Annotated in this window: 19 protein-coding genes; 10 read left to right on the plus strand and 9 right to left on the minus strand. The window is 72.8% G+C overall.

Annotation, left to right across the window (positions count from 1 at the left end; translation table 11 throughout):
- Positions 1-249 precede the first annotated feature (249 nt).
- From ABD332_RS30045 to ABD332_RS30055, 3 genes are read right to left on the minus strand one after another with little or no spacing between them, the layout of a single operon-like run.
- A complete protein-coding gene (locus ABD332_RS30045) occupies positions 250-1,179 on the minus strand; it encodes a hypothetical protein (RefSeq protein ID WP_344505678.1) in 930 nt (309 codons plus the stop codon).
- Positions 1,176-3,134 (minus strand): amylo-alpha-1,6-glucosidase, encoded by a 1,959-nt coding sequence (locus ABD332_RS30050; protein ID WP_344505679.1) that lies wholly within the window; start codon positions 3,132-3,134, stop codon positions 1,176-1,178. Before ABD332_RS30050 ends, ABD332_RS30045 begins: the two co-directional genes overlap by 4 nt.
- Positions 3,131-5,797 (minus strand): MGH1-like glycoside hydrolase domain-containing protein, encoded by a 2,667-nt coding sequence (locus tag ABD332_RS30055; protein ID WP_344505680.1) that lies wholly within the window; start codon positions 5,795-5,797, stop codon positions 3,131-3,133. Before ABD332_RS30055 ends, ABD332_RS30050 begins: the two co-directional genes overlap by 4 nt.
- A 112-nt stretch (positions 5,798-5,909) precedes the next feature.
- Here ABD332_RS30055 and ABD332_RS30060 point away from each other — a divergent pair, with 112 nt between their 5' ends.
- The 3 genes from ABD332_RS30060 (at position 5,910) to ABD332_RS30070 (ending at position 9,907) form a co-directional block, all read left to right on the plus strand.
- A complete protein-coding gene (locus ABD332_RS30060; protein ID WP_344505681.1) occupies positions 5,910-7,544 on the plus strand; it encodes an HDOD domain-containing protein in 1,635 nt (544 codons plus the stop codon).
- Positions 7,545-7,989: 445 nt separating this feature from the next.
- Entirely contained in the window at positions 7,990-8,739 is a 750-nt protein-coding gene (locus ABD332_RS30065) for a tetratricopeptide repeat protein (protein WP_344505682.1), read from the plus strand.
- A 460-nt stretch (positions 8,740-9,199) separates the two neighbouring features.
- Complete coding sequence (locus ABD332_RS30070; RefSeq protein ID WP_344505683.1) at positions 9,200-9,907, plus strand: hypothetical protein; 708 nt, start codon at positions 9,200-9,202, stop codon at positions 9,905-9,907.
- On the opposite strand, the gene ABD332_RS30075 is transcribed toward ABD332_RS30070, so the two are convergent.
- A complete protein-coding gene (locus ABD332_RS30075) occupies positions 9,898-11,295 on the minus strand; it encodes an alpha,alpha-trehalose-phosphate synthase (UDP-forming) (RefSeq protein WP_344505684.1) in 1,398 nt (465 codons plus the stop codon). The genes ABD332_RS30070 and ABD332_RS30075 overlap by 10 nt on opposite strands.
- Before the next feature lie 191 nt (positions 11,296-11,486).
- On the opposite strand from ABD332_RS30075, the gene ABD332_RS30080 reads away from it, so the two are divergent.
- Entirely contained in the window at positions 11,487-12,497 is a 1,011-nt protein-coding gene (locus ABD332_RS30080) for a zinc-binding dehydrogenase (protein ID WP_344505685.1), read from the plus strand.
- Positions 12,498-12,503: 6 nt separating this feature from the next.
- Here ABD332_RS30080 and ABD332_RS30085 read toward each other — a convergent pair whose 3' ends face one another.
- The gene (locus ABD332_RS30085; RefSeq protein ID WP_344505686.1) at positions 12,504-13,169 is read right to left on the minus strand and encodes a DUF4253 domain-containing protein; all 666 of its coding nucleotides are present in this window, start codon (positions 13,167-13,169) and stop codon (positions 12,504-12,506) included.
- A complete protein-coding gene (locus tag ABD332_RS30090) occupies positions 13,166-13,825 on the minus strand; it encodes a DUF4184 family protein (RefSeq protein ID WP_344505687.1) in 660 nt (219 codons plus the stop codon). The genes ABD332_RS30085 and ABD332_RS30090 overlap by 4 nt, the downstream gene beginning before the upstream one ends.
- Before the next feature lie 71 nt (positions 13,826-13,896).
- Between ABD332_RS30090 and ABD332_RS30095 the strand changes: the two genes are divergently transcribed.
- Positions 13,897-14,631 (plus strand): GNAT family N-acetyltransferase, encoded by a 735-nt coding sequence (locus ABD332_RS30095; RefSeq protein WP_344505688.1) that lies wholly within the window; start codon positions 13,897-13,899, stop codon positions 14,629-14,631.
- Here ABD332_RS30095 and ABD332_RS30100 read toward each other — a convergent pair.
- A complete protein-coding gene (locus ABD332_RS30100) occupies positions 14,621-15,316 on the minus strand; it encodes a hypothetical protein (protein WP_344505689.1) in 696 nt (231 codons plus the stop codon). The two genes, ABD332_RS30095 and ABD332_RS30100, sit on opposite strands and share 11 nt — an antisense overlap.
- Positions 15,317-15,362: 46 nt before the next feature.
- Here ABD332_RS30100 and ABD332_RS30105 point away from each other — a divergent pair, with 46 nt between their 5' ends.
- From ABD332_RS30105 to ABD332_RS30115, 3 genes are read left to right on the plus strand one after another with little or no spacing between them, the layout of a single operon-like run.
- Positions 15,363-15,920, plus strand: a complete 558-nt coding sequence (locus ABD332_RS30105; RefSeq protein ID WP_344505690.1) for a sigma-70 family RNA polymerase sigma factor — start codon at positions 15,363-15,365, stop codon at positions 15,918-15,920.
- Positions 15,904-16,983 carry a hypothetical protein gene (locus tag ABD332_RS30110; protein ID WP_344505691.1) on the plus strand — a complete coding sequence of 360 codons (1,080 nt, stop codon included), beginning with the start codon at positions 15,904-15,906 and terminating at the stop codon, positions 16,981-16,983. The genes ABD332_RS30105 and ABD332_RS30110 overlap by 17 nt, the downstream gene beginning before the upstream one ends.
- 29 nt (positions 16,984-17,012) lie before the next feature.
- Positions 17,013-17,900, plus strand: a complete 888-nt coding sequence (locus tag ABD332_RS30115; RefSeq protein WP_344505692.1) for an ABC transporter ATP-binding protein — start codon at positions 17,013-17,015, stop codon at positions 17,898-17,900.
- On the opposite strand, the gene ABD332_RS30120 is transcribed toward ABD332_RS30115, so the two are convergent.
- Positions 17,845-19,110: an RNA-guided endonuclease InsQ/TnpB family protein gene (locus ABD332_RS30120; protein WP_344505707.1), complete on the minus strand. Its 1,266-nt coding sequence runs from the start codon at positions 19,108-19,110 to the stop codon at positions 17,845-17,847. The two genes, ABD332_RS30115 and ABD332_RS30120, sit on opposite strands and share 56 nt — an antisense overlap.
- Before the next feature lie 164 nt (positions 19,111-19,274).
- Between ABD332_RS30120 and ABD332_RS30125 the strand changes: the two genes are divergently transcribed.
- On the plus strand, positions 19,275-20,114 hold the full coding sequence (locus ABD332_RS30125; RefSeq protein ID WP_344505693.1) for an ABC transporter permease subunit: 840 nt from the start codon (positions 19,275-19,277) through the stop codon (positions 20,112-20,114).
- Positions 20,115-20,116: 2 nt separating this feature from the next.
- Here the strand turns inward: ABD332_RS30125 and ABD332_RS30130 are convergent, their stop codons facing one another.
- The gene (locus ABD332_RS30130; protein ID WP_344505694.1) at positions 20,117-20,710 is read right to left on the minus strand and encodes a hypothetical protein; all 594 of its coding nucleotides are present in this window, start codon (positions 20,708-20,710) and stop codon (positions 20,117-20,119) included.
- A gap of 51 nt (positions 20,711-20,761) precedes the next feature.
- Between ABD332_RS30130 and ABD332_RS30135 the strand changes: the two genes are divergently transcribed.
- Entirely contained in the window at positions 20,762-23,035 is a 2,274-nt protein-coding gene (locus ABD332_RS30135; protein WP_344505695.1) for an ATP-binding cassette domain-containing protein, read from the plus strand.
- The last annotated feature ends 404 nt before the right edge of the window (positions 23,036-23,439 follow it).

Genomic DNA, 23,439 nt, shown 5'->3' on the forward strand with positions numbered 1-23,439 from the left:
GGGTGGATGGGGGTGTCACACGGGCGTCGATGCCACGCGCAGGGGCCGCACACCATGCGCCTCGCCGAAGGTCGCACGGTGCCGCGGTGATGTCCGTCGCCATTGGCGGTGGCGATCGGACCTGTTGGGGGCGGGGGTTACTCCTTCCACCCCGGCGGGCGCCCCAGAGAGCGCTCTCTCACCGAGGTGCCGATCAGTTAAGCAGACTCGCCACCCCCTGGCAACGGTTCTGCATAGACCACCGTTTATTCAGTCGGCGGCCTGCGCCGGTGGCGCCGGGATGACCCGCAATGACCAGGTCATCGAGAACCATCCCTTGTCCTCGTCGGCGACCGCGAGCCGGGTCCCGTCGGCGTTGAACGCCACGCCCAGGAAGCGCCCCCGGGCGATCCGCTCGAACCGGCCGTCCTTCACCAGCCACACGCCCGCCTTGCCGTTGGCCTCTCCGGCGAGCACGATCCGGTCACCGTGCACGGTCAACGCCGAGGGCGCCTGTACGGCCCGGGCCACCGTCCGCGCCGGCCCGCGCCCGACCCGCCGGCACACGGAGTAGACGGGAAAGACGGACTCCGGCCCCGGCGCGTCGGTGCCGCACCGGGTGGTCAGGTAGACCAGCGAGCCGTCGGCGGCCACGTCGCCGAGCATCGCGTCGGGCTCGCCCAGACACGTCGACGGCAGCGCCCCCGCCGGAAGGTTCTGCGGGCAGGAGGACGTCGGGTAGTACACCGTGCCCTCGCCGCCCGACCAGGCGACGCCACCGGAGTGCCCGACCTTGCCGACGACGGTCGACCGCCCGGTGTCGGCGTCCCATCGCACGACCGCCGCGGAGGCGTCGGCGCCAGTACCCCGGCAGGACATAACCAGCCCGAGCTCGTGACCGCTGACGGCCAGGACCTTCCGCAACCGGGACTTCAGCCCGCGCGGGTCCGGGCAGTCCGGGTGCTCGACCGTCACCTGTTCCGGACGGCCGCCGTCGCGGACCCGCATCAACCGCGGCGGGGTGTCGGAGCCGTCCTGGCGCTGCGCGAGGTAGTAGACCGTCTCGCCCACCCAGACCGGGCTGGAGTACTGATCCGCGTCCGACGAGACCAGCTCCTGCCCCCGCCCACCAGCGCAACCGGCGGCGGTCGCGAGCCCGAGGACCGCGACCGCCGCGACGATGCGACTGAGGATCGTCACCGGCCCACCCAGGTACCGCCTTCCAGGGCGCGGGCGCGTAGGAACTCGGCGACCGACCAGGCCTGGAACGGGCAGCCGGTGGCGGCGTGCGGCGCGTCGCCGTCGGCGGTCTCCGACACCGAGCCCAGGCCCCACTCACTGAGGTGCAGCTCCAGGCCGTCCAGGACGCCGGTGGTGTCGGCGCCGGCACGGCGGGCGGCGTCGACGAACGGGCCGATCAGCCACGGCCAGACGGTGCCCTGGTGGTAGGCGCGGTCGCGGTCCGGCGGGCCGCCGCGGTGCCGGCCGTGGTAGCCCGGGGAGCCCGGGGCGAGCGACCGCGGGCCGATCGACGTCAGCAGCGTCGCCCGGCACAGCTCCACGATGTCCGGATCCGCCGCCGGTACGTGCGGCAGCCCCACCGCGAGGAGCTGGTTGGGCCGGATGGATGGGTCGTTGCCGGCCGGACCGTCGACCACGTCGTACAGGCCGAGCCCGTCGGGGCGGGTGAAGCGGTGCTCGAACGACGCGGCGGCCCGCGACGCCGCCGCGGACCAGTCGTGCCCGCGGCCGATCCGGTCGAAGAGGGCGGCGGTGCTCGCCAGGCCGTTCACCCACAGGGCGTTGATCTCGACCGCCTTGCCCTGGCGCTCGGTGACGGGGACGCCGTCGACGCGGGCGTCCATCCAGGTGAGCGCGAACCCCGGCTTGCCCTGCATGAGCAGGCCGTCGGCGGGATCGGCGGCGATGCCGAACCGGGTGCCGCGGCGGTGCAGGTCCAGCACCTCGTCCATGGCGCCGGCGAGGGCGGCCACGGTGTCCAGGTCGCCGGTGACCTCGGCGTACCTGTCGATGGCACGCAGGAACCACAGGGCCGCGTCGGCGGTGTTGTATTCGAGGGTGCCGGTGTCGGCGGTGTTGGCGAGCATGCCGTCGGACACGGTCGCGCCGGCGCGGAGCAGGACGCGGCGCGCCTGCTCGTGGCGGCCGGTGGTGAGGAACAGCCCCTCGAACGACGTCATCAGGTCGCGGGACCACTCGCCGAACCACGGGTAGCCGGCGACGGCCGACGGGCCCGTCGGCGTCTCGATGACGAACTGGTCGGCGGCGATCGCCAGCTGCCGCCCGACGGCGTCGCCCCCGCCCAGCGCGACGGCACGGCGCCGGGCAGAGGCGACGATCTCCATCGCCGACGGTGTCTCGCCGTCGACGAACGCGGCCGGCATCCCACCGGCGAAGGTGGTCGGCACCGCGTCGGCGGCCGGCTCCCCGGTCGCGAAGGCGGTCACGGACGCGGTCTCGCCGGGTGCGAGCGTGGCGGTGAAGCGGCCGGCGGCCCACAGGTCCTCGTCCGGGTTCAGCCCGCGGGCGGCCTCCTCGCGGGCGTGGACGCCGCGGTACCACTCGCCGCCGGGGCGCCATGACGGGCCGGCGACCCGGTACACGCCCTCGAACTCGAAGCCGCCGGCGACCGGCGTGACCTGCGGGTCGCCCCACGCGTGGCGCTCGCCGTGCGCGTCCCGCCAGGTGCACAGCGGGGTGAGCTCGAGCTCGACCGGGCGCGGGGCGCGCAGGACGCGGAACACGACACCGACCGCGGACCGGCCGTGCGCCATCGCGATCTCCCGCTCCAGGACCACGTCGCCGAGGTCCCAGCGCCAGCACGGCACGCCGTCGACGAGCCGGAACTCGGCGAGGTGCGTGTGGCCGGCGGGGTCGACGGCGCCGCCGGCCCACTCGTCGGTGGCGAGCCGGAAGACCCGCTCGCCGGCCCGCACGACCGGGTCGAGCGCGGCGAGGCCGAGGCTCCGGGAGGCGGCGCCGGGCGCCGCTACCACGAGCAGGCCGTGGTAGCGGCGGGTGCGCAGGCCGGCGACGGTGCCCATCGCGTAGCCGCCGAGGCCGTCGGTGACCAGCCACTCGCGGCTGGCCGCCGCGTCGAGATCGCCGCACACCTGGCGGCCGAACCTGATCATGAGCGGACCTCCGCCTGGTGCGCCGTCGGGCGCGCGATCATCTCCGCCAGCAGGCCGGTCCAGCCGGTCTGGTGGGTGGCGCCGAGCCCGGCGCCGTTGTCGGCGTGGAAGTACTCGTAGAACAGCAGGTTGTCGCGCCAGTGCGGGTCGTGCTGGAACTGGTCGATCCAGCCGAACGCCGGTCTGCGGCCGTCGGGGCCCCGCCGGTACAGCGCCAGCATCCGCTGACGGAGGTCCTCGGCGATCTCACCGGCCGTGCACTGCCGCCCCGACCCGGTCGGGTATTCCATCTTCACGGCGTCGCCGAGGTTGGCGTGGTAGTCCTCCAGGGTGCGCAGGACGAGGTAGTTGAGCGGCATCCACAGCGGCCCGCGCCAGTTGGAGTTGCCGCCGAACATGCCGGTGCTCGACTCGGCGGGCTCGTAGCCGACGGTCGCGGTCCAGCCGGGCAGCTCGACGCTGAACGGATGGTCGGCGTGCCACTTGGACAGCGCCCGCAGCCCGTACGGCGACAGGAAGCTCTGCTCGTCGAACAGGTGCGGCAGGATGCGCCGGGTCCGGCCGTGCGCCGCGACCCCGACGCCGACCATGCCGTCGGTCCCCGGCACCACCTGGTGCTCGGGCATCGCGGCGAAGCTCTTGGACAGCCGGCGGACGCGGGCGAAGTCCTCCTTCGGCAGCGCCTTCGTGGCGAACAGCGGGATGACGCCGACCATCGACCGGACCCGCAGCGGCTCACTGCTGCCGTCGGGGCGGCGCAGCATGTCGTAGTAGAAGCCGTCCTGCTCGTCCCACAGGTCGTTGTCGTGCATCGCCTCGGAGATCAGCGCGAAGTGTTCGAGGAACTTCACGACGAGGTCGTCGAACGCCGGGTTCTGCGCGGCCAGCTCGCGGGCCATCTCCAGCAGGTTCAGGCAGTAGAACGCCATCCACGCCGTCGCGTCGGACTGCTCCAGCCGGTACCCCGGCGGCAGATGCGAACGGTCGATCGGGCCGATGTTGTCCAGCCCCAGGAACCCGCCCTCGAACAGGTTCCGCCCCTCCTCGTCCTCGCGGTTGACCCACCAGGTGAAGTTCAGCACCAGCTTCGAGAAGACGCGGGTCAGGAACTCCAGGTCGCGCCGGCCGTCGATGTTGTACACCTGCAGGGCCGCCCACGCCTGCACCGGCGGGTTGAGGTCCTCGAACGCCCACTCGTACGCGGGGATCGCGCCGTTGGGGTGCTGGAACCACTCCCTGCACAGCAGCAGCAGCTGGTACTTGGCGAACTCCGGGTCGAGGTGCGCGAGCGCCACCGCGTGGAACGCCGAGTCCCACGCGGCGAACCACGGGTACTCCCACGGGTCGGGCATCGACATGATGTCGGACGCGTCCAGGTGCCGCCAGCCGGCGTTGCGGCCGTGCTGCCGGCCCGGGGGTGGCGGCGGCTGCCCTGGGTCGCCGCTGAGCCACTTCGCCACGTCGTAGTTGTAGAACTGCTTGCCCCAGATCATCCCCGCGAAGCCCTGCCGCATGATCATCGCGTCTTCGTCGCTGGTGCCGGCGGGGGCGAGCTCGGCGTAGAAGGTGTCGGCCTCCTGCTTGCGCTGGTGGAGGACCTGGTCGAACGCCGGCCCGAACGCGTCCGGGGCGGCGTTCGGCGCGAGCCGCAGCGACAGCTCGACCGTCTCGCCCGGCGCGACCGTCACCTGATACCAGAACGCGGCCTTCGTGCCCTCGTGCGCGGGGTTGACGGTGGCGGCGCCGTGCACGACGTGGTCGTTGATGCCGTCCTTGGGGAACGCCGCGCCGGACGGCACGCCGTAGAGCCGCTCCGTGTTGGTGTCGTTGTCGCAGTACAGCTGCCGCGGCATCGACCCGTCAGGACCGGGTGCTGCCTGGAGCACCATCGACCCCATGCCGATCGTGTCGCCGCCCGCCGTGGCCAGCCGCGGCTTCTCGCCGCCCTCCTCCCACGACCACGTGTTGCGGAACCAGACGGTCGGCAGCACGTGCAGCGTCTCCGTCTCCGGCCCCGGGTTGGTGATCCGCACGCGGATCCGCATGTCGTCGGGGTCGGCCTTGGCGTAGTCGGCCTCGACGATCCAGAACCGGTTCTCGTCGAAGATGCCCGTGTCGAGCAGCTCGAACTCCGGCTCCTCCCGCGACCGGCGCTGGTTCTCGCTGACCAGCTGCTCGTACGGGAACTGCCGCTGCGGGTAGTGGTACCGCCAGCGCAGCCACGAGTGGCTCGGCACCGCGTCGAGGTACCACCAGTACTCCTTGGCGTCCTCGCCGTGGTTGCCCTCGTTGCCCGTGAGCCCGAAGATGCGTTCCTTCAGGATCGGGTCGCGCCCGTTCCACAGTCCGAGGGCGAAGCACAGGCGCTGCTCCACGTCGCAGATGCCGCCCAGGCCGTCCTCGCTCCACCTGTACGCCCTGGACCGCGCGTGGTCGTGCGGGAACGCCTCCCATGCGGTGCCGTCGCCGCTGTAGTCCTCGCGGACGGTGCCCCAGGCCCGCTCGCTGAGGTACGGTCCCCACCGGTACCAAGGATTGGCGTGCTCCTTCAGGGCGGCCGGTGCCCGCCCGGCGCGGGCTGAGGTCTGGCCGGGGGTGTGATCGGGGTTGTGATCGGGGGTTTGATCGGGGGGTGCCATCCGCTCCCGCTCCGGATTGCTCATGCTGCCAGGACACCACCGGCACCACGGGGGTGGCGTCACCTCCCGCGCGCGACCGGATCCACATTCCTCCGTTTTGCGGTAATCAGGGGGATTTCCGGGCGAAGATGACGGGGTGAGCCAGCCTGACGACGAGCAGCATGTGGTCCACGTCGGCCGGCAGCCGATCTACGACCGCGACGGCGCCGTGGTCGCGCACGAGTTGCTGTTCCGCGCCGGCGCGACCGCCGCGACCGCCTCCCGCCGCGACGCGCACGCCACCGCCAGGGTGCTGGTCGCGGCGTTCACGGAGTTCGGCCTCGACGAGGTCTCCGGCGGGCAGGTCTGCTTCATCAACCTGACCCGGGACTTCCTCACCGGCCACCTGCCGCTGCCGTTCGACTGCAGCCAGGCCGTCCTCGAGGTGCTCGAGACCACCGACGTCGACGAGGAGGTCCTGGCCGGCGTCACCGCCCTGCACGAGCAGGGGTACACCATCGCCCTCGACGACTTCGTCTTCGGCACCAGCCACGAACGCCTCCTCGACGTCGCCACCTACGTGAAGATCGACATGCTGGACACCGACGAGGCCACCATCCGCACGACCGTCGTCAACTGCCGCATGCACGCCCACCTGCAGCTCATCGCCGAGCGGCTCGAAACCCCCGAGGCCCTGGACCTGGCGATGTCCCTGGGCTTCGAGTTCTTCCAGGGCCACGTCCTGGGCCGCCCGCACGTCAGCTCCACTGTCGCGCTCGCCCCGTCCCGCCTCACCCGCCTGCGCATCATGGCCGCCCTCAGCACCGACGACGTCGACGTCGACTCGCTCGTCCCCCTCATCGGCCAGGACGCCGGCCTGAGCCTGCGCCTGCTCCGGGCCACCAACGCCGCGTCCTTCGGCCTCAACCGCACCGTCTCCTCCATCCGCGACGCGGTCGTGGCCCTCGGCCTGACCCGCCTGCGCCAGTGGGTCACCCTGATGGTCGTCGCCGACATCACCGAGGCCGACCCCGAGCAGCTGAGCCACCTGCTGATCCGCGCCCGATGCTGCCAGCTCCTCGCCGAGGCCGCCTCCCTCCCGGGCGAACCCGCGTACATCGGCGGCCTCCTGTCCGCCGTCGCCGACCTGTTCAACGAACCCACCACCCGCGTCCTCAACGGCGTCCCGCTCGACCCGTCCCTCACCGCCGCCCTCCTCACCGGCGCCGGCCCCCTTGGCCAGGTCCTCACCACCGTCCGCGCCTACACAACCCCCTCCCCCTCCGACCTGTCGGACGTGCCCACCCCCCGCCGCCACACTGGGAGCACGGAACCCGTTGGAAGCACTGAACCCGCCGGGAGCGCCGGACTCACTGAGGGTGCCGGGCTCACTGAGGGTGCCGGGCTCACTGAGGGTGCCGGGCTCACTGGGAGTGCCGGGCTCACTGGGAGTGCCGGGCTCACTGGGAGTGCCGGGCTCACTGGGAGTGCCGGGCTCGCCGGACCAGGCAAGTCCGCCGGACCTGCTGAACCTGTTGGACCCGCCGGACCGCACGGCCTTGCTGGAAGCGCAGGCACAGCTGGAAGCGCCGGACCCACGCCTGAACCCGCCGAGTCCGCTCACCTGACCGGAACCGCCCCGCCGGTCGCCACAGACGACCCCGCCGCGCTCGCGTCCTTCTACCTCGCCGCGGTCCGCTGGACGAACACCACCCTCAGCGAACTCGCCAACGAATTCCGCCACCCCCAACCCGCCAACCGCACCACCGCCCCAGTCCCCCAGAACCGCTGACCTCCGCCCGCGACAACGCCCCACCCACCGCCCACCCAGCCACAGCCCCGCCGCACCACCTTCGGCTCCGTCGCGCGACAACCGCACAACGCCCGGCACAGCAACACCCAGACGCAGCACCACCACACCCAGCCGCAGCGCCGGCGCATCAACTCGGAGGCGGCGCACGACAACCGCGCAGTGCTCGGCACCGCCGCACCCGGCCGTAGCACCGCCGCACCGGGCCGTAGCACCGCCGCACCGGGCCGCGGCGCCGACGCACCGGGCCGCGGCGCCGGCGCATCGGCTCGGATGCGGCGCGCGGCGACCGTGCGGTGTTCGGCACGGCCGCACCCAGTTGCTGGACGGCCGCAGCGTTGGGGCGCAGTCCCGAGGCGGCGCGGGGCAACGGTGCGGCGGTTGGCGGAGATGCTGGCGGTGGCGGGGGTGCGCGACGATGGCTGGTGTGAGCCGAAGCTCTTGGCGCCGCTGGCTGCGACCCGACCGCGCCGCCGCTACTGCCGACCAGCCGCCCACCGACCCGGGTGAGGCCGAAGCGTGGCACCGGCGGGCCGTCGCCGCCGACCCTGGGCGCACGCTGTCGATGGTGAAGCTTGCCGACCTGCTGCGGAAGCGTGGTGACGCGGCCGAGGCCGAGTTCTGGTACAAACGCGCCGCTGACGCTGGCGATCCCTTCGCCATGAGCACCCTTGGCGATCTCCACCTGAACCGCGGGGACCAGGCCGGTGCCGAGACCTGGTTTCGCCGCGCCGCCGGCACCGGCTACGTCGTCGCCATCTGCAACCTCGGTGACCTCTACCGGGCCCGCGATGACCCGGCCGAGGCGGAGGCCTGGTACCGGCGCGCCGGCGACGACGAATACGCGATGAGCCGCCTCGGCAGCCTCTTCGCCCACCTCGGCGACGCCGTCCAGGCTGAGACATGGTTCCGCCGCGCGGCGGGGGCCGGCAGCACCTACGCGATGGACAGCCTCGGCGGGCTCCTCCGCGACCGTGGCGCCGTCGACGAGGCCGAGCGCTGGCTCCGCCGGGGCGCCGAGGCGGGCAACGACTTCGCCATGTGCAGCCTGGGCGAACTCCTCCGCGACCGCGGTGCCGTCGACGAGGCCGAGCGCTGGCTCCGCCGGGCGGCCAACGCCGGTAACTCCCGTGCCATGTCCGCCCTCGGTGACCTCCTCGCGGGCGGCCAGGCATGACCGCATGACTGCCACGTAGGGCACCGCTGCCGGACGAGCGGCACCCTCGAATCCAGCGGGAGCCGAACCGGACTCCACGGCCGCCGGACGCACCGCGGACCATGGCGGCGACGCGGGCTCGCCGGCCAGCACCCGGGCGTTGCGCAGGCGGGTCAGCTTCGCCGCGTGGCGGGCTCGCAGCCCGTGTGCGCGGGCCTCGGCGAACTCCGCCCTGACCCGGCGCCTCTCCTCACGCCGGCGCTCCCACGCAGCGGCCGACGCCGCGAGACGCGCCTGCGAGTCGATCGAGCCAGGGACCGTGGACCGGCCGGAATCTGGGGCTGACAAAGAAAAGTAGGGTCGTGGCACGTGCCGCCTCCCCCCGGTAGGCGCTGCCCCACCATTCTCCCAACGCCCCAAACCCCCGTCCAGCCCACGCCCGCCACATAACCCACCGCTGCCCCAACCGTTACACTCCGGCGTGCTTGCAGGGTTCGACGCGGTCGCCGCGATGGGTGATGGAGCCAGCGACGCCGGAAAGGCGTGGGTGTTCGTGCGGCGGTTCGTCGAGGGGTGGGCCGCGCCGCTCGAAGACCGTGACGGGGTGAGCAGGGAGGCGCTCGGGGCGGCCGGCGTGCCGCTGCCGCAGGTGTTGGGCGAGATGTACCGGCTGATCGGGCGGCGCGACGATCTGACCCGCAGGCAGGACTTCCTGTTACGGCCCGGCGAGTGCCACTGGGACGAGACCGGAGAGGTGCTGATCTTCCGGCGGGAGAACCAGTCCTGCGCGCACTGGGGCATCCGCCGCGACGATCTCCGGCGGGCAGACCCGCCGGTCGTTTATCAAACAGGCCCGACAGATCGGGCGTGGCTGCCGTTCCTGGACCGCGTGTCGCTCGCCGCGGTCGAGATGGTGCTGAGCGAGTCGCTGTTCGGCACGAAGCACATCCTCAACGCCGGTGACCTGACCGCCGACGTGCTGGCGGGCGTCCTGACGCGGCTGCGCCCGCTGCCGTTCCCCGAGTATCCGATGTGGGCCGGCGAAACCGTGTCGCCTGTGCGCTGGTACGCGGCGCCGGGGCTGCTGGTGCGCATCGACGGGCCGGCTCCGCGGGCGTGGCTCTGGGCGGCCGGGCAGCGGGAAGGAGACCTCGGCCTGGTCAGCGGGGTGCTGCCGGGCTACTGGTGAACGGGGACGCCGAGGGCGTCCAGGAACTCGCGGGCCCACTGGTCGACGTCGTGGGACTGGATGCGGGCGCGCATGGTGCGCATGCGGGTGGTGCGGTCGGCGGGTGGGGAGGCCAGGGCGGCGAGGATGGCGCGCTTCAGGTCCTCGACGTCGTGCGGGTTGGTCAGGAACGCCTCGTCGAGCTCGGCGGCGGCGCCGGTGAACTCGCTGAGGACCAGGGCGCCGAGGGCGTCGCGGCGGGCGGCGACGAACTCCTTCGCGACGAGGTTCATGCCGTCGCGGAGCGGGGTGACGAGCATGACGTCGGTGGCGAGGTACAGGGCGACCAGCTCCTCGCGGGACCGGTTCTGGAACAGGTAGTGCACGGGCATCGTCCCGACCTCGCCGAACTCGCCGTTGATCCGGCCGACCTCGCGCTCGACCCGTTCGCGCAGCTGCTGGTACTGCGCGACCCTCATGCGGCTCGGTGTGGCGACCTGGACGAGGACCACCTCGTCGCTGGACACCGCGCCCTCGGACAGCAGCTCACCGAACGCCTCGACGCGCTGCTCGATGCCCTTCGTGTAGTCGAGGCGGTCGACGCCGAGCAGCATCCGCCGGTCGCCGCCCAGCTCGGAGCGCAGCCGGCCGGCCGCCTCCTGCACCTCGGGCGACGCGGCGAGCCGGTCGATCTCCGTGATGTCGATGGAGATGGGAAACGCGCGTGCCACGACGGTGCGGTCCTCGTACACCACGGAGTCACCCGACGGGCGGAGGCCGAGCAGCCGGTCGGTGAGCTGCAGGAAGTTCTGCGCGGCGAGGGGGCGCTGAAACCCGACCAGGTCGGCACCCAGCAGGCCGCGCAGCAGCTCGGCCCGCCGCGGCAGCTGCATGAAGAGCTCCACCGGCGGAAACGGGATGTGCAGGAAGAACCCGATCCGCAGGTCCGGACGCAGTCGCCGCAGCATCGCCGGCACGAGCAGCAACTGGTAATCGTGCACCCACACGCTGGCGCCTTCCGCCGCGACGTCCGCCGCGGCGTGCGCGAAGCGCCGGTTGACCTCCTCATACGCCTGCCGCCAGTCCCGGCGGTACACCGGCTGCTCCACGAGGTCGTGGAAGAGCGGCCAGACCGTCGAGTTGGACTGGCCCTCGTAGTAGCGGTCGACGTCCTCGGCGCTCAGCGGCACCGGGCGCAGGTGGATGCCGTCGATCTGGACGGGCCCGGTGTCGTCGTCGGGGGCGCCGGTCCAGCCGACCCATGCGCCGCCGGAGCTGCGCACGATCGGCTCGAGGGCGCTCACCAGCCCACCGGGGCTACGCGTCCACTGGGTCTCGCCGTGCTCGTCGGTGGTGCGGTCGACGGGTAGCCGGTTCGCCACGACGACGAACGAGTATCCGTCAGCCATACCCCTCGGTTTACCGCACGGGCCGCACCGGAAACCGGGAAGCCCGGAATTTCCCGCCGCCGCTGTACCAGTAAAGTGCGGCGGCACCGCTACAGGACCGCTACAGGACCGCTACAGGACCGCTACAGGACCGCTACAGGACCGCTCGAGGTGCCTTTCCGCGACGGCGAGGCAAGCGTACGGTGGCCGGCGTGCCCGCCGTCGAGATCGTCCTGCCCGGTCCCGTCGAGCCCGAAGGCATGCTGGTGCGCCGGAGGCCGGTGCCCGTGCCGGCGCCGCACGAGGCGCTCGTCGAGGTCGAGGCGAGCGGCATGTCCTTCGACGACATGCTGATGCGGCGCGGCACCTGCCTGGACCGCCGCGCGTACCCGATGGTGCCGGGCCGCGACCTGGCCGGCGTCGTCACCGCGACCGGCGACGCGGCCGACCCGCGGCTCGTCGGCCGGCGCGTCGCCGCCGTCGTGCCGGGCGGCGCCTGGGCCACCCACGTGACCGTGGACGCCGGCGCGCTCACGCCCGTGCCGGAGCCGCTCGGCGCCGTCGACGCGGTGGCGCTCGCCTATCCCGGCCTGCTCGCCCGGTTCATGCTGCATGACGTGGCCCGGGTCCAGCCCGGTCAGGTGGTCGTGGTGCCGGGCGCGCCGGGCTGGGTCGGCACGACGCTCGTGCAGCTCGCGCGGCAGGCCGGTGTGCGGGTCATCGGCGTGTCCAGCACCCGCCAGCTCGCCGAGACCACGGACCTGGACTTCGAGCCGGTCGACCACTGGACCGAGGACGTCTCCGCCCGGGTACGGCAGCTCGCCCCGGACGGCGTCGACGCGGTGTTCGACTCGATCGGCGGGCCGAACCTGGCGGAGTCGTGGGACCAGCTCGGCCCCGCCGGGATCCTGGTGTCGTACGGGCACAACTTCACCCGCGACGCGACCGGTGACCCCGCGGACCGGCATGCCGCGCTGACCGCGCGGTTCGACGCGTGGGCCGCGGCGTCGCCCGGGCGCCGGGCCGCCACCGCCGACCTGTTCGCCGCGGGCCCGCCCGACCCGGCGTGGGCCGGCACCGTCCTCAGTGGACTGTTCGGGTCCGCCGCCGAGGGCCGGTTGCGCCCGTACGTCGCGGCGACGTTCCCGCTGGCGGAGGCCCCGGCCGCGCTGCGCGAGCTCGAGACCGGCGGCCAGGTCGGCCGGGTCGTCCTGACCGCGTAGCCGGGCTCAGTCCCACCAGGCGCGCCACACCGTCGCGTGGCTGAGGCTGACGGCCAGGTCGGTCAGCGTGTCCGCGCCGTAGTAGTCGTACTCGCCGTCGTTGTACACCCGGTACTCCGCGGCGAGCCGCAGCGCGCCGGCCCGGTCCCGCGGCGGCCATTTCACGGTGAACTCGGCGGTCGTGTCGGTCATCGCGACGAGCTCGGCGCCGTACCGGGCGTGGAAGTGCTTCAGGATCGCCGCGTGCTCCGCCGGTGTCGGGTACTCGTTCCACCCGCCGCAGTGCAGCGCGAGCGGCACCTGCCACGGCGCCGCGACGGGCACCAGCGCGACGAACACCTCCTCGGCGTACTCGGAGACGCCGAACCCCGGCAGCTCCGGCCGCGGCCGCCACTCACCCTCGCCGCGCAGCTCGGCGCGGAGCGTGTCGGCGTAGTCGCCGCCGTACCGGGCGAGCCGCCCCTCGAACCACCCCGCGAGGAGCGCCGCGCCGTCGTACCGCAGGGCCGCCTCCTCCTCCGGCGTCCGAATCCGGAACGGCGTCAACTCGTCTGGCGTCTCCGGCGTCATCAGCACCGGCCACAGCCCGGTCCCGCGGTGCTGCGCCCGCAGCCGCCACCACCATTCGAGTGAGTCCTCGCCGGGCACCAGGAACCCCCGCACAGCCGTCATGATCGGGACGATACCGCCCACGACGCGGCGAGCAGTCCCGCGGCCACCGCGCACAGCAGCCTGGCGCCGGTGGTGTGCAGCAGCGACGCCCCGGGCAGGAGCGGCGTGAGCGCGGCCAGCGGCAGCGTCACCGCGCAGGCCACCGTCCAGAACAGCGGCGGCCGCCGGCGGCGCGGCGGCGGGTCGCCGTGCCAGCGTCGCAGCAACCGGCCGCGGCGGATCCACCCGACCGTCGCCGCCAGGCCTAGCGCGCCCAGCACGTGCATCACGTACTCCGACCAGGGGACCGCGAGCTCGAGCCGGTCGAGCGCCAGGTGGCTCGCCGCGCCGAGCAGCGCCGACGACACGGTGACCGGCCACCCCGGCCGGTGCGGTCCGAGCACCCCGTAGTCGCCGGACCCCGGCAGGTGCGCGGCGAGCACCGGCGCCGCCCGCCGGATCAGCCACGCGGCCGCCACGGCGACCGGCAGGCACCACGCGACGAGCCCGGGCAGCTGGTGCGACAGGGGCCAGACCGGCAGCCCGGAGCCGTCCAGCACGTACGCGAGGTCCGGCGCCACCGACCCGGTGACGAGCGCGACCCCGTCGAACCAGCGCGGCCGCCACACCTTCAACGGCAGCACGGCGGCGGGGTGGGTGGGAAACGTCAGGGGCACCAGCGCGACGGTAACGGCGGCCGGTGGGGGCCGGGCGCCGGAACCGTGAAGATTCGGCAAGGATGGGGACCATGACGACGATCGAGGAGGCGCCGCTGCGGCAGGCGCGCAACTCCGCCGCCTTCTGGGCCGCGACCGGCCGGGCCCGCGGGCACGAGGTGGTCCGCCGCCCCGGGTACCTCGCCGTCGTGGGCGACGCACGGGCGGGCGTGCGGGTGCTGATCCAGCGGGCCGGGCTCGACGCCGGTGAGGTCGCCGAGATCACCGACCTGGCGGCGCGGGCTGCCGGGCCGGTGGACGTCGAGGACCCGTTCAGCGCCACGGACCTGACCCACCTCGGCATGCGGACCTGGCAGATGCCGGTCATGCTGCGCCGGCCGGGGCCGGTGGACGGGCCCGCCATGGAGGTCACCCGCGCGCGGGACGAGGAGGACCTGCACGCGGCCGAGCGCGCCGTGATCGAGGGATTCGAGCTCAGCCGCTTCGAGCCGTACCGTGGCGGCGAACTCTTCCCGAGCGCCCTGATCGAGCGGCCCGGGGTGGACGTCTTCGTCGCGCGCCTCGACGGGGAGGTCGCCGGCGCGTGCGTCACCGTCCTGGACGACGGGCTCGGCAGCCACTACTGGGTCGGGACCCCGCCGAAGTTCCGCTCCCGCGGCGTGGGGCGGGCCGTCATGCTCGGCTCCCTCGCCCACCTCACCGGGGTGCCGGTCACGCTGACCGCGTCGCGCCTGGGCCGCCCGCTGTACGAGTCGCTCGGCTTCACGGTGACGTCCCCGTCCACCTGGTGGTCCTCTACGCCGTGACCGAGAGGTACCACCACGTCGCGGCCTCGTCGTCCATCGCGAGCACCTGCTCGTCGGTCGGGCGGTGCCCGTCGGGCAGCGGCACCGACATCGCCCCGGTCCGCGCCACGATCTCCCGCAGCCGCCCCACCTGGTCGGCGACGTCCCCGGTCACCTCGCCGCCGACGAGGATGTGCGGGCCCAGGGTGTACCAGAGTGCGATGAGCCGCACGTCACCGGCGTGCTCGGCTGCCTCGGCGACGGCCAGGACGGCGTCGACCAGTAGCACCGGCCGCGGTGGGACGGCGTCGGCGCCGGTCAGCTCGCCGGCGTCGACCATCCGCCGCCACAGGGCGGTGCCGGCGTCGCAGTACAGCAGCGGCGGCTCGACGTAGCCGTCCTCCAACTCCGACTCGTAACCGTCGAAGTCCTCGGCCTCTTCGTCGAACGTCCGCAGGGCCGTGAACTCCGTCAACCCGTCGAAGTACCCGCGTCGCCGCGCGTAGTCGGGGTGCCGGGCGACCGGGAACCCGTACACGAACCGCCGCCGCCGCAACAGGTCGATGTCGCGGAAATGCGTGACCGCCCCGTCGAACTGCCGCCCGAACGCGAGCAGCACCGCGAACCAGTCGCGTGGCCGGTCGTCGTCCGCGCGGTGGTGCGCGTCGAGGAGCCGCACCGAGTCCCACACCATGTCGTCGAACACCCGCGCAACGGTGTCACATCCGCGGGCCCGGCGGTGCTCAATAGGTGTGCAGGAAGAAGTCAGGCTGGTCTGGCCCGTCGCCGCGGCCCGCCCGGCCGAACGGAAGGACGCCGTGCGGACCGACCTCGAGCAGGTGTTCCGAGCCTCGTATCCCCGCGTCGTGGCCGTCGCCGCCCGCGTGCTCGGATCCCGGGACCAGGCAGAGGACGTGGCGCAGGAGGTGTTCCTGTCGTTCGGTCGCTCGTCGGTGCCGGCGGCGGAGGCACCCGGCTGGCTGTCGGTCGCCGCGGCGCACACCGCCCTCAACCAGCTGCGGTCCGGGCGGCGCCGGGCGTCCCGGGAGGAGGCGGCCGGCGGCGCCGACACCGTCGCACCCGACGTCGCCGACGCGGTCGTCACGCGCGACGAGCACCGCCGGGTCCGTGCCGCGCTCGCCGGGCTGCCCCGCCGGCAGGCCGTCGCCCTGGTCCTGCGGCACAGCGGCCTCAGCTACGCCGAGGTGGCCGCCGCCCTCGATCTCTCCCCCGGCAGCGTCGGCACGATCGTGCGCCGCGCCGAGTCCGCTCTACGCAAGGAGTTGAACCGTCATGCGCCATCCGAATGACGGCACGCTGCGCCGGCTGCTGGACGAACCGGAAGGCGTCGCCGACACCGATCGTGAGCACGTCGCCGGCTGCCCCGTGTGCCTGTCCGGGCTCGCCGCCGCCGGGGAGGACGCGGCGTTCGCGGGCGCGGCGCTGCACATCGGCACCGACCCGGACGTCGACGCCGGCTGGCGCCGCCTGACCGCCGCCGGCGAACCACGCCGGGTGCCGGCCACCGCCCGCGGCCCCCGGTGGCGGGCGGTGCTGCGCAGCCCGGTCGTCGCGGCCGTCGCCGCCGTCGCGCTGCTCACCGGCGCGAGCGCCGCGGCCGCCGCGGACTGGCTGCAGATCTTCCGGACCGACCGGATCGCCCCGATCACCGTCACCCAGGCGGACCTGGTCACGATGCCCGACCTGGCCGCGTACGGCGACGTGAGGGTCACCAACGGCCCGAACGTCCGGAAGGTCGGCGACGCCGCCGCGGCCGCGTCGATCACGGGCCTGTCCGTGCCGCGGACCGGCAGGCTGCCGCGCGGCGTGACCGGCGACCCGACGTTCCAGGTCGGCGACCAGGCGAACGCGGTGTTCACGTTCTCGGCGGAGAAGGCCGCGCAGACGGCCGCGGCGGCCGGCGCGACGCTGCCCCCGCCGCCGCCCGGCCTGGACGGCAGCAAGTTCCGGCTGAGCGCCGGGCCCGGCCTCGCCCTCGTCTGGCAGGGCGGCGGGCGCAGCGCCCCGGCCATGATCGTGGCCCGGGTCGTCGCGCCGGTCGCGTACTCCTCCGGCGTCCCGTTCGACACCGCCCGCGACTACCTGCTGTCGCTGCCGGGCCTGCCCGAGTCGGTCGCCGCGCAGCTGCGCGCGTTCTCCGGCAGCGGCACCACGTGGCCGATGATCGTCCGCTCCGGGCAGCAGGCGACCGCGACCGACGTCGGCGGGAAGCCGGCGACCGTCCTCACGACCCGCGACGGCGTCATGTCCGGCGTGGTGTGGGTCGACGACGGCGTGGTCACCGCGGTCGCCGGGTCACTGTCCGCCGACGAGGTGCTGTCAGTGGCGCGCGGGCTGCGGTGGGACCGGTGAACGCGTCGCCGGCCGTGTGGTGTTCCGGGTTGCGCAAGCGGTACCGGCGGCAGACCGCGCTCGCCGACGTCTCCTTCACCGTCGGGCGGGGCGAGGTCCTGGGGCTGCTCGGCCCGAACGGCGCCGGCAAGACCACCGCCATCAAGATCCTGCTGGGGCTCGTCCGGCCGGACGCGGGCGAGGCGCTGCTGCTGGGCCGCCCGGCGCGGGACCCGGCGGCCCGGGCCAGGGTCGGCTACCTGCCCGAGCTCTTCCGGTACCAACCCTGGCTGACGGCGCAGGAGGTCCTCGACCTGCACGTGAAGCTCGCCCGAGCCACGGTGCCCGTGCCTTCTCAAAAGGAGTGCCTGGCCACGGTCGGGCTCGCGGACCGCGCCGGCGACCGGGTCGGCGGCTTCTCCAAGGGCATGCAGCAGCGGCTCGGCCTGGCGGTCGCCCTGGTCGCCGGCCCCGACCTCGTCGTGCTCGACGAGCCGACGAGCGCCCTCGACCCGCTCGGCCGCGCCGACGTCAGGGACCTGCTGCTGGCGTTGAAGGAGCGCGGGGTGGCCGTGCTGCTCAACTCGCACCTCATCGGCGAGGTCGAGCGCGTCTGCGACCGGGTGGTCATCCTGGACAAGGGCCGGGTCGCCGCCGCCGGTACGCTGCCCGAACTGCTCGGCCGGCGGTCCCTGCACCTGCGCCTGGACGGCGTGTCCCCGACGGCCTCGGCCCGGCTCGCCGCGGCCGGCGTGGTGACCTCCGCCGGCGACCAGTTCACCGTCGCGCTGCCGGCGGATCCGGCCGAATCACTCATCCCCGACCTGGTCAGCGACCTGGTCGGCCTCGGCGTGCGGGTCCACGCGGTCGAGCCGGCCCGGATCACGCTGGAAGAACGCCTCCTGGACATCCTGCGCGCCTCGACGGAGGACCGTTGACATCCTCCCCACGCCTAAAGGCGGGGATTCCAGCGGTCGCCCGCTGGGGTTCCTGCTTCATTGGCGACCGCCTCGTCCGAGAGGACTCTCGTTGAGGTCTTACACCGCCTCCACAGGCAATCACGGAGAGCCCCTCCGCGAGGATGTTGCGGGCCGCGTTGACGTCACGGTCGTGGGTCTGCCTGCATCGGCAGGTCCACGACCGCACGTGCAGCGGCATCCGCGCAGCGAGCGCACCACAGGCCGAGCACAGCTTCGACGACGGGAACCAACGGTCCACCACGACCAAGGTGCGGCCGTGCCATTCGGTTTTGTACTCCAGCATGGTGCGGAACTGCCGCCAGGCCGCGTCGCTGACAGCGCGGGCCAGGTTGTGGTTTCGGAGCATGTTGCGGGCGGTCAGGTCCTCGATCACGATCGTTTGGTTCTCACGAACGAGCCGAGTGCTCAGCTTGTGCAGGTGGTCACGCCTGCGGTCGGTGATCCGGGCGTGGACGCGGGCGACCTTCAGCCGTGCCTTGGCCCGGTTCGCGGAGCCCTTCTCCTTGCGGGCGAGGTTGCGTTGGGCGCGGGCGAGCGCGGCCCGGTCCCGGCGTTCATGCTTCGGGTTGGTGATCTTCTCCCCGGTGGACAGAGTGAGCAGACTGTCCAGCCCGGCGTCCACCCCGACAACGCCCGTGGCCGGGACGGGCTCGACCCGGTCTTCGCAGAGCAGGGACACGAACCAGCGGCCCGCGCTGTCCTGCGACACGGTCACCGTGGACGGGGATGCACCCTCCGGCAGGGGACGCGACCACACGATGCCCAGCGGCGCATCCCTCTTGGCCAGGGTGAGCCGACCGTCGCGCCAGCGGAACGCGCTGGTGGTGTACTCGGCCGAACGCCGCGACCGCTTCCTGGACTTGAACGTCGGATACCTCGCCCGCTTGGCGAAGAAGTTGGTGAACGCCACCTGCAGATGGCGCAGGGCCTGCTGCAACGGCACCGAGGACACCTCGTTGAGAAACGCCAATTCCTCGGTCTTCTTCCACGCGGTCAGCATCGCGCTGGTGGCGTTGTAGTTGACCCGTTCCTGCCGCAGCGTCCACGCCTCGGTGCGGGCCTGCAACGCCATGTTGTACACCAGCCGGACGCACCCGAACGTGCGAGCAAGCTCCGCCGCCTGCTCCGGGCTGGGGTAGAAGCGGTACTTGAACGCCCGCTTCACCATCCTGGTCACTGGTCGCAAGCTAGCACACACATCAGTGAACCCTGCTGTGACAGGCGGCTACACGCCGGGCCGCCCAGGCCGCGGATCGACTTTCCCTGCCCTGCTCCGCGCGGGTTCCGTTTCCTACCCATGGCTGAAGCCGAGGGTTTCCACGGAGGTTACCGATGACCGTGCTGACGATCGCCTCGCTCACGCTGCAGGAGGCGTCGCGGCGCAAGGTGCTGCGGTCCCTGGCCGTGCTGACCGTCCTGCTGCTCGGGCTCAGCGCCTGGGGCTTCACCCGCATCGACGCCACGTTCGGCGGCCTCACCAGCGGCGAGTCCCGGCTGGCCGCCGCGACCGTGCTCAACCTCGTCATGTTCGGGCTGAGCCTCATCTCCGCGCTCGGCACCGCGTTCCTCGCCGGCCCCACCCTCGCCGGCGAGATCGAGTCGGGCATCGCCCTGGCCATGATGACCCGCCCGGTCCGCCGCTCCGCGGTCCTGGTGGGCAAGTGGCTGGGCCTGGTCGCGTTCGGCAGCGGCTTCGTCGCCGTCGCGGGCCTCGCGCAGCTGCTCATCGTCCGGACCACGGTCGGGTACTGGCCGCCGCAGCCCTTCCTGGGGCTGGCGCTGCTCGCCGCCCAGACCGCGGCGCTGCTCACCCTCGGTCTGCTGCTGTCGACCGTCATCTCACCGATGGCCTCCGGCATCGTCTCCGTCGGCCTCTTCGGCGCCACCTGGATCGCGGGCGTCGTCGGCGCCGTCGGCGAGGTCCTCGGCAACGCGAGCCTCGCCCAGGTCGGCACCGTCTCCAAGATGCTCCTGCCGACCGACGGCCTGTGGCGCGGCGCGATGCACGCCTTCCAGGACCCGACCCTGCTCAGCCAGTTCAGCGAGGCGTTCGAGGGCCACCCGTTCCTCAGCCAGACCGGCCTGACCCCCACGTACGTCGCCTGGGCCGCGATCTGGACCGCCGTCGTGCTGGCCCTCTCCGCCCTCGCCTTCCAGCGCCGCGACCTGTGAACCTACCGCCGCCGCAGGAGCGGCTTGCCGTCGCGTGCCCAGGCGAGGGCGAGCCGGTCGTCGACCCGGCCGTCGTCGCGGACCAGGCCGTCGACCAGGCCGTCTACAAGGTCCGGCGAGGTCTCACCGAAGCGGCGGTTGAGGACGAGGCCGGTGCTGTCGACCTCGAGGTTGCCGTCGTCGTAGATGGTGAGGGGGCAGTCGGTGGTGCCGCCGATCGCCAGCGTGCCGTCGGTCGTCGCGAAGTGGATCAGGCGGCTCACGACGGCGCCGCCGTAGACGTACAGCATCGTGGCGTCGACGCTGACGACGGCCGCCCGCAGCGTGCCGGTGACCATGAGGGCGAACGTCTCGGGGGCGCCCTCGTCGAGGTCCAGCGTGCCGCCGACGGTGAGGTCGCCGTCGATCACGAACGCCGTCAGCTCGTCCGTGCTGCCGACGCCGGCCATCCTGTACAGGTCGCCGCCGGTGAAGTCGCCGTCGGCGTGGACGTCGCCGCGCCGTACCAGAGCCGCATCGAACTCGACGTCGAACTCCTCGAAGGGGCTCGGCGGCAGCACCGCGTCCACATCGTCGAACTTCTCCCAACGTGTCATCAGCGCAATGTAGCGGCCGAAAATGTCGGGGGGTCCCGCTATGGTGGCCCGGTGCATGAGGCAGACAGTCATGACCTGATCAAGGTCCACGGGGCCAGGGAAAACAACCTGAAGGACGTCAGCGTCGACATCCCGAAGCGCCGGCTCACGGTGTTCACCGGGGTGTCGGGATCGGGCAAGAGCTCGCTGGTGTTCGGCACGATCGCCGCGGAGTCGCAGCGGCTCATCAACGAGACCTACAGCGCGTTCGTCCAGGGCTTCATGCCGAGCCAGGGCCGGCCCGACGTCGACCTGCTCGAAGGGCTCACCACGGCGATCATCGTCGACCAGGAGCGGATGGGTGCCAACTCCCGTTCCACGGTCGGCACCGCGACCGACGCGAATGCCATGCTGCGGATCGTGTTCAGCCGCCTCGGCGTGCCGAGCGCCGGGCCGTCGTTCCACTACAGCTTCAACGTGCCCGCCGGTGCGTGCCCCCGCTGCGAGGGCATGGGCACCGCCAACGACATCGACCTCGACGAGCTGTTCGACCGGGACAAGTCGCTGAGCGAGGGCGCGATCACCATCCCGGGTTACAGCGTCGACGGCTGGCTCGTGCGGATCTTCACCGCGTCCGGCTTCGTCGACGCCGACAAGCCCATCCGCGACTACACCGAGCAGGAGTTGCACGACTTCCTGTACAAGGAGCCGGTGAAGGTCAAGATCGAGAACATCAACATGACCTATGAGGGGCTCATCCCCAAGGTCCAGAAGGGGTTCCTGCAGAAGGACAAGGAGGCCCTGCAGCCGCACCTGCGCGCGTTCGTGGAGCGGGCGGTCACGTTCACGGCCTGCCCCGAGTGCAACGGCACCCGGCTCAACAAGGCGGCGCTGGAGTCGCGCATCGACGGCATCAACATCGCCGAGGCGTGCGCGATGCAGATCAGCGACCTCTCCGACTGGGTCCGCGGCATCAAGGACCCCGCGGTCGGGCCGCTGCTGACGACCCTGCAGCAGACGCTCGACTCGTTCGTGGAGATCGGCCTCGGCTACCTGTCGCTGGACCGGCCGTCGGGCACGCTGTCCGGCGGTGAGGCGCAGCGCACCAAGATGATCCGGCACCTCGGGTCGAGCCTCACCGACGTGTCGTACATCTTCGACGAGCCGACCGTCGGGCTGCACCCGCACGACATCCAGCGGATGAACGGGCTGCTGCAGCGCCTGCGTGACAAGGGCAACACCGTCCTCGTCGTCGAGCACAAGCCCGAGACGATCGCGATCGCCGACCACGTCGTCGACCTCGGCCCGGGCGCGGGCGGCGCCGGCGGCACGATCTGCTTCGAGGGCACCGTGGCGGACCTGCGGGCCAGCGACACGCTCACCGGCCGCCACCTCGACTACCGGGCGGTGCTCAAGGCCGACCCGCGCAAGGCGACGGGTGCCCTGCCGATCCGCAACGCGAGCCGGCACAACCTGCAGGACGTGAGCGTCGACGTGCCGCTCGGCGTGCTGGTCGTCGTCACCGGCGTCGCGGGGTCGGGCAAGAGCTCCCTCATCCACGGCTCGGTGCCCAAGGGCGCGGGCGTCGTCTCCGTCGACCAGACCGCGATCCGCGGCTCCCGGCGCAGCAACCCCGCCACGTATACCGGCCTGCTCGACCCGATCCGTGCCGCCTTCGCCAAGGCCAACAAGGTGAAGCCGGCCCTCTTCAGCGCCAACTCGGCGGGCGCCTGCCCCAACTGCAACGGCAACGGCGTCATCTACACCGACCTGGCCATGATGGCGGGCGTCGCCACCGTCTGCGAGGAGTGCGAGGGCAAGCGCTTCCAGGCCGCCGTCCTCGAATACAAGCTGGGCGGCAAGGACATCAGCGAGGTCCTGGCGATGTCGGTGACGGAGGCGGAGGCGTTCTTCGCCGCCGGCCACGCGAAGTCGGCCGCCGCCCACGCCATCCTGCACCGTATGGCCGACGTCGGCCTCGGCTACGTCACCCTCGGCCAGCCGCTCACCACCCTCTCCGGCGGCGAGCGCCAGCGGCTCAAGCTGGCCATCCACATGGCGGAGAAGGGCGGCATCTACGTCCTGGACGAGCCGACGACCGGCCTGCACCTCGCCGACGTCGAGCAGCTGCTGAAGCTCCTCGACCGCCTCGTCGACTCCGGCAAGTCCGTCATCGTCATCGAGCACCACCTGGCCGTCATGGCCCGCGCCGACTGGATCATCGACCTCGGCCCCGGCGCCGGTCACGACGGCGGCCGCCTCGTTTTCGAGGGCACCCCCGCCGATCTGGTCGCCGCCCGCTCCACGCTGACCGGCGAGCACCTGGCCCAGTACGTCGGCGCATAGCGCACCTCGGCTCGGCTGCCCGCGCACGGCCTGCGGACAGCCGAGCCACCACCCCGCCACACCGGCGCCGGGTGGGTGTCGTCGCGTTGGCCGGCGCGGCACGCCGCCCAGCCTCGCCGGCCTGTCACGGACAGCGCCGACCCACCCCCGCCGGCGGTCACGGACAGCGCCGGCCCACCCGTTACCGCCCCGCTGGCGTGTCACGGACAGCGCCGGCCCGGCACCGACCGCTGCGCGGACCCGGCCGGCGTCTTGAGGGCACCCCGCCGACCACTCCGCTTCGACGTCGTCCAGATCGCGACGCAAGGCGGTCCCGGCTACCAGACGATGGTGCCCGGCGTGCAGATCTACCGGTTGACGTTCCTGCAGCAGCACGTCGGCCAGGCCTCGGCGCTCGCGGTGTT

It is taken from the genome of Dactylosporangium maewongense (assembly GCF_039531485.1).
GTDB classification, from domain to species: domain Bacteria; phylum Actinomycetota; class Actinomycetes; order Mycobacteriales; family Micromonosporaceae; genus Dactylosporangium; species Dactylosporangium maewongense.

What these genes read in the sequence shown, in the direction of transcription:
- ABD332_RS30050 (WP_344505679.1), bottom strand. Translation starts at nt 3,134, where the DNA reads ATGATCAGGTTCGGCCGCCAGGTGTGCGGCGATCTCGACGCGGCGGCC.
- ABD332_RS30055 (WP_344505680.1), bottom strand. Translation starts at nt 5,797, where the DNA reads ATGAGCAATCCGGAGCGGGAGCGGATGGCACCCCCCGATCAAACCCCC.
- ABD332_RS30075 (WP_344505684.1), bottom strand. Translation starts at nt 11,295, where the DNA reads ATGGCTGACGGATACTCGTTCGTCGTCGTGGCGAACCGGCTACCCGTC.
- ABD332_RS30085 (WP_344505686.1), bottom strand. Translation starts at nt 13,169, where the DNA reads ATGACGGCTGTGCGGGGGTTCCTGGTGCCCGGCGAGGACTCACTCGAA.
- ABD332_RS30095 (WP_344505688.1), top strand. Translation starts at nt 13,897, where the DNA reads ATGACGACGATCGAGGAGGCGCCGCTGCGGCAGGCGCGCAACTCCGCC.
- ABD332_RS30110 (WP_344505691.1), top strand. Translation starts at nt 15,904, where the DNA reads ATGCGCCATCCGAATGACGGCACGCTGCGCCGGCTGCTGGACGAACCG.
- ABD332_RS30120 (WP_344505707.1), bottom strand. Translation starts at nt 19,110, where the DNA reads ATGGTGAAGCGGGCGTTCAAGTACCGCTTCTACCCCAGCCCGGAGCAG.
- ABD332_RS30125 (WP_344505693.1), top strand. Translation starts at nt 19,275, where the DNA reads ATGACCGTGCTGACGATCGCCTCGCTCACGCTGCAGGAGGCGTCGCGG.
- ABD332_RS30130 (WP_344505694.1), bottom strand. Translation starts at nt 20,710, where the DNA reads ATGACACGTTGGGAGAAGTTCGACGATGTGGACGCGGTGCTGCCGCCG.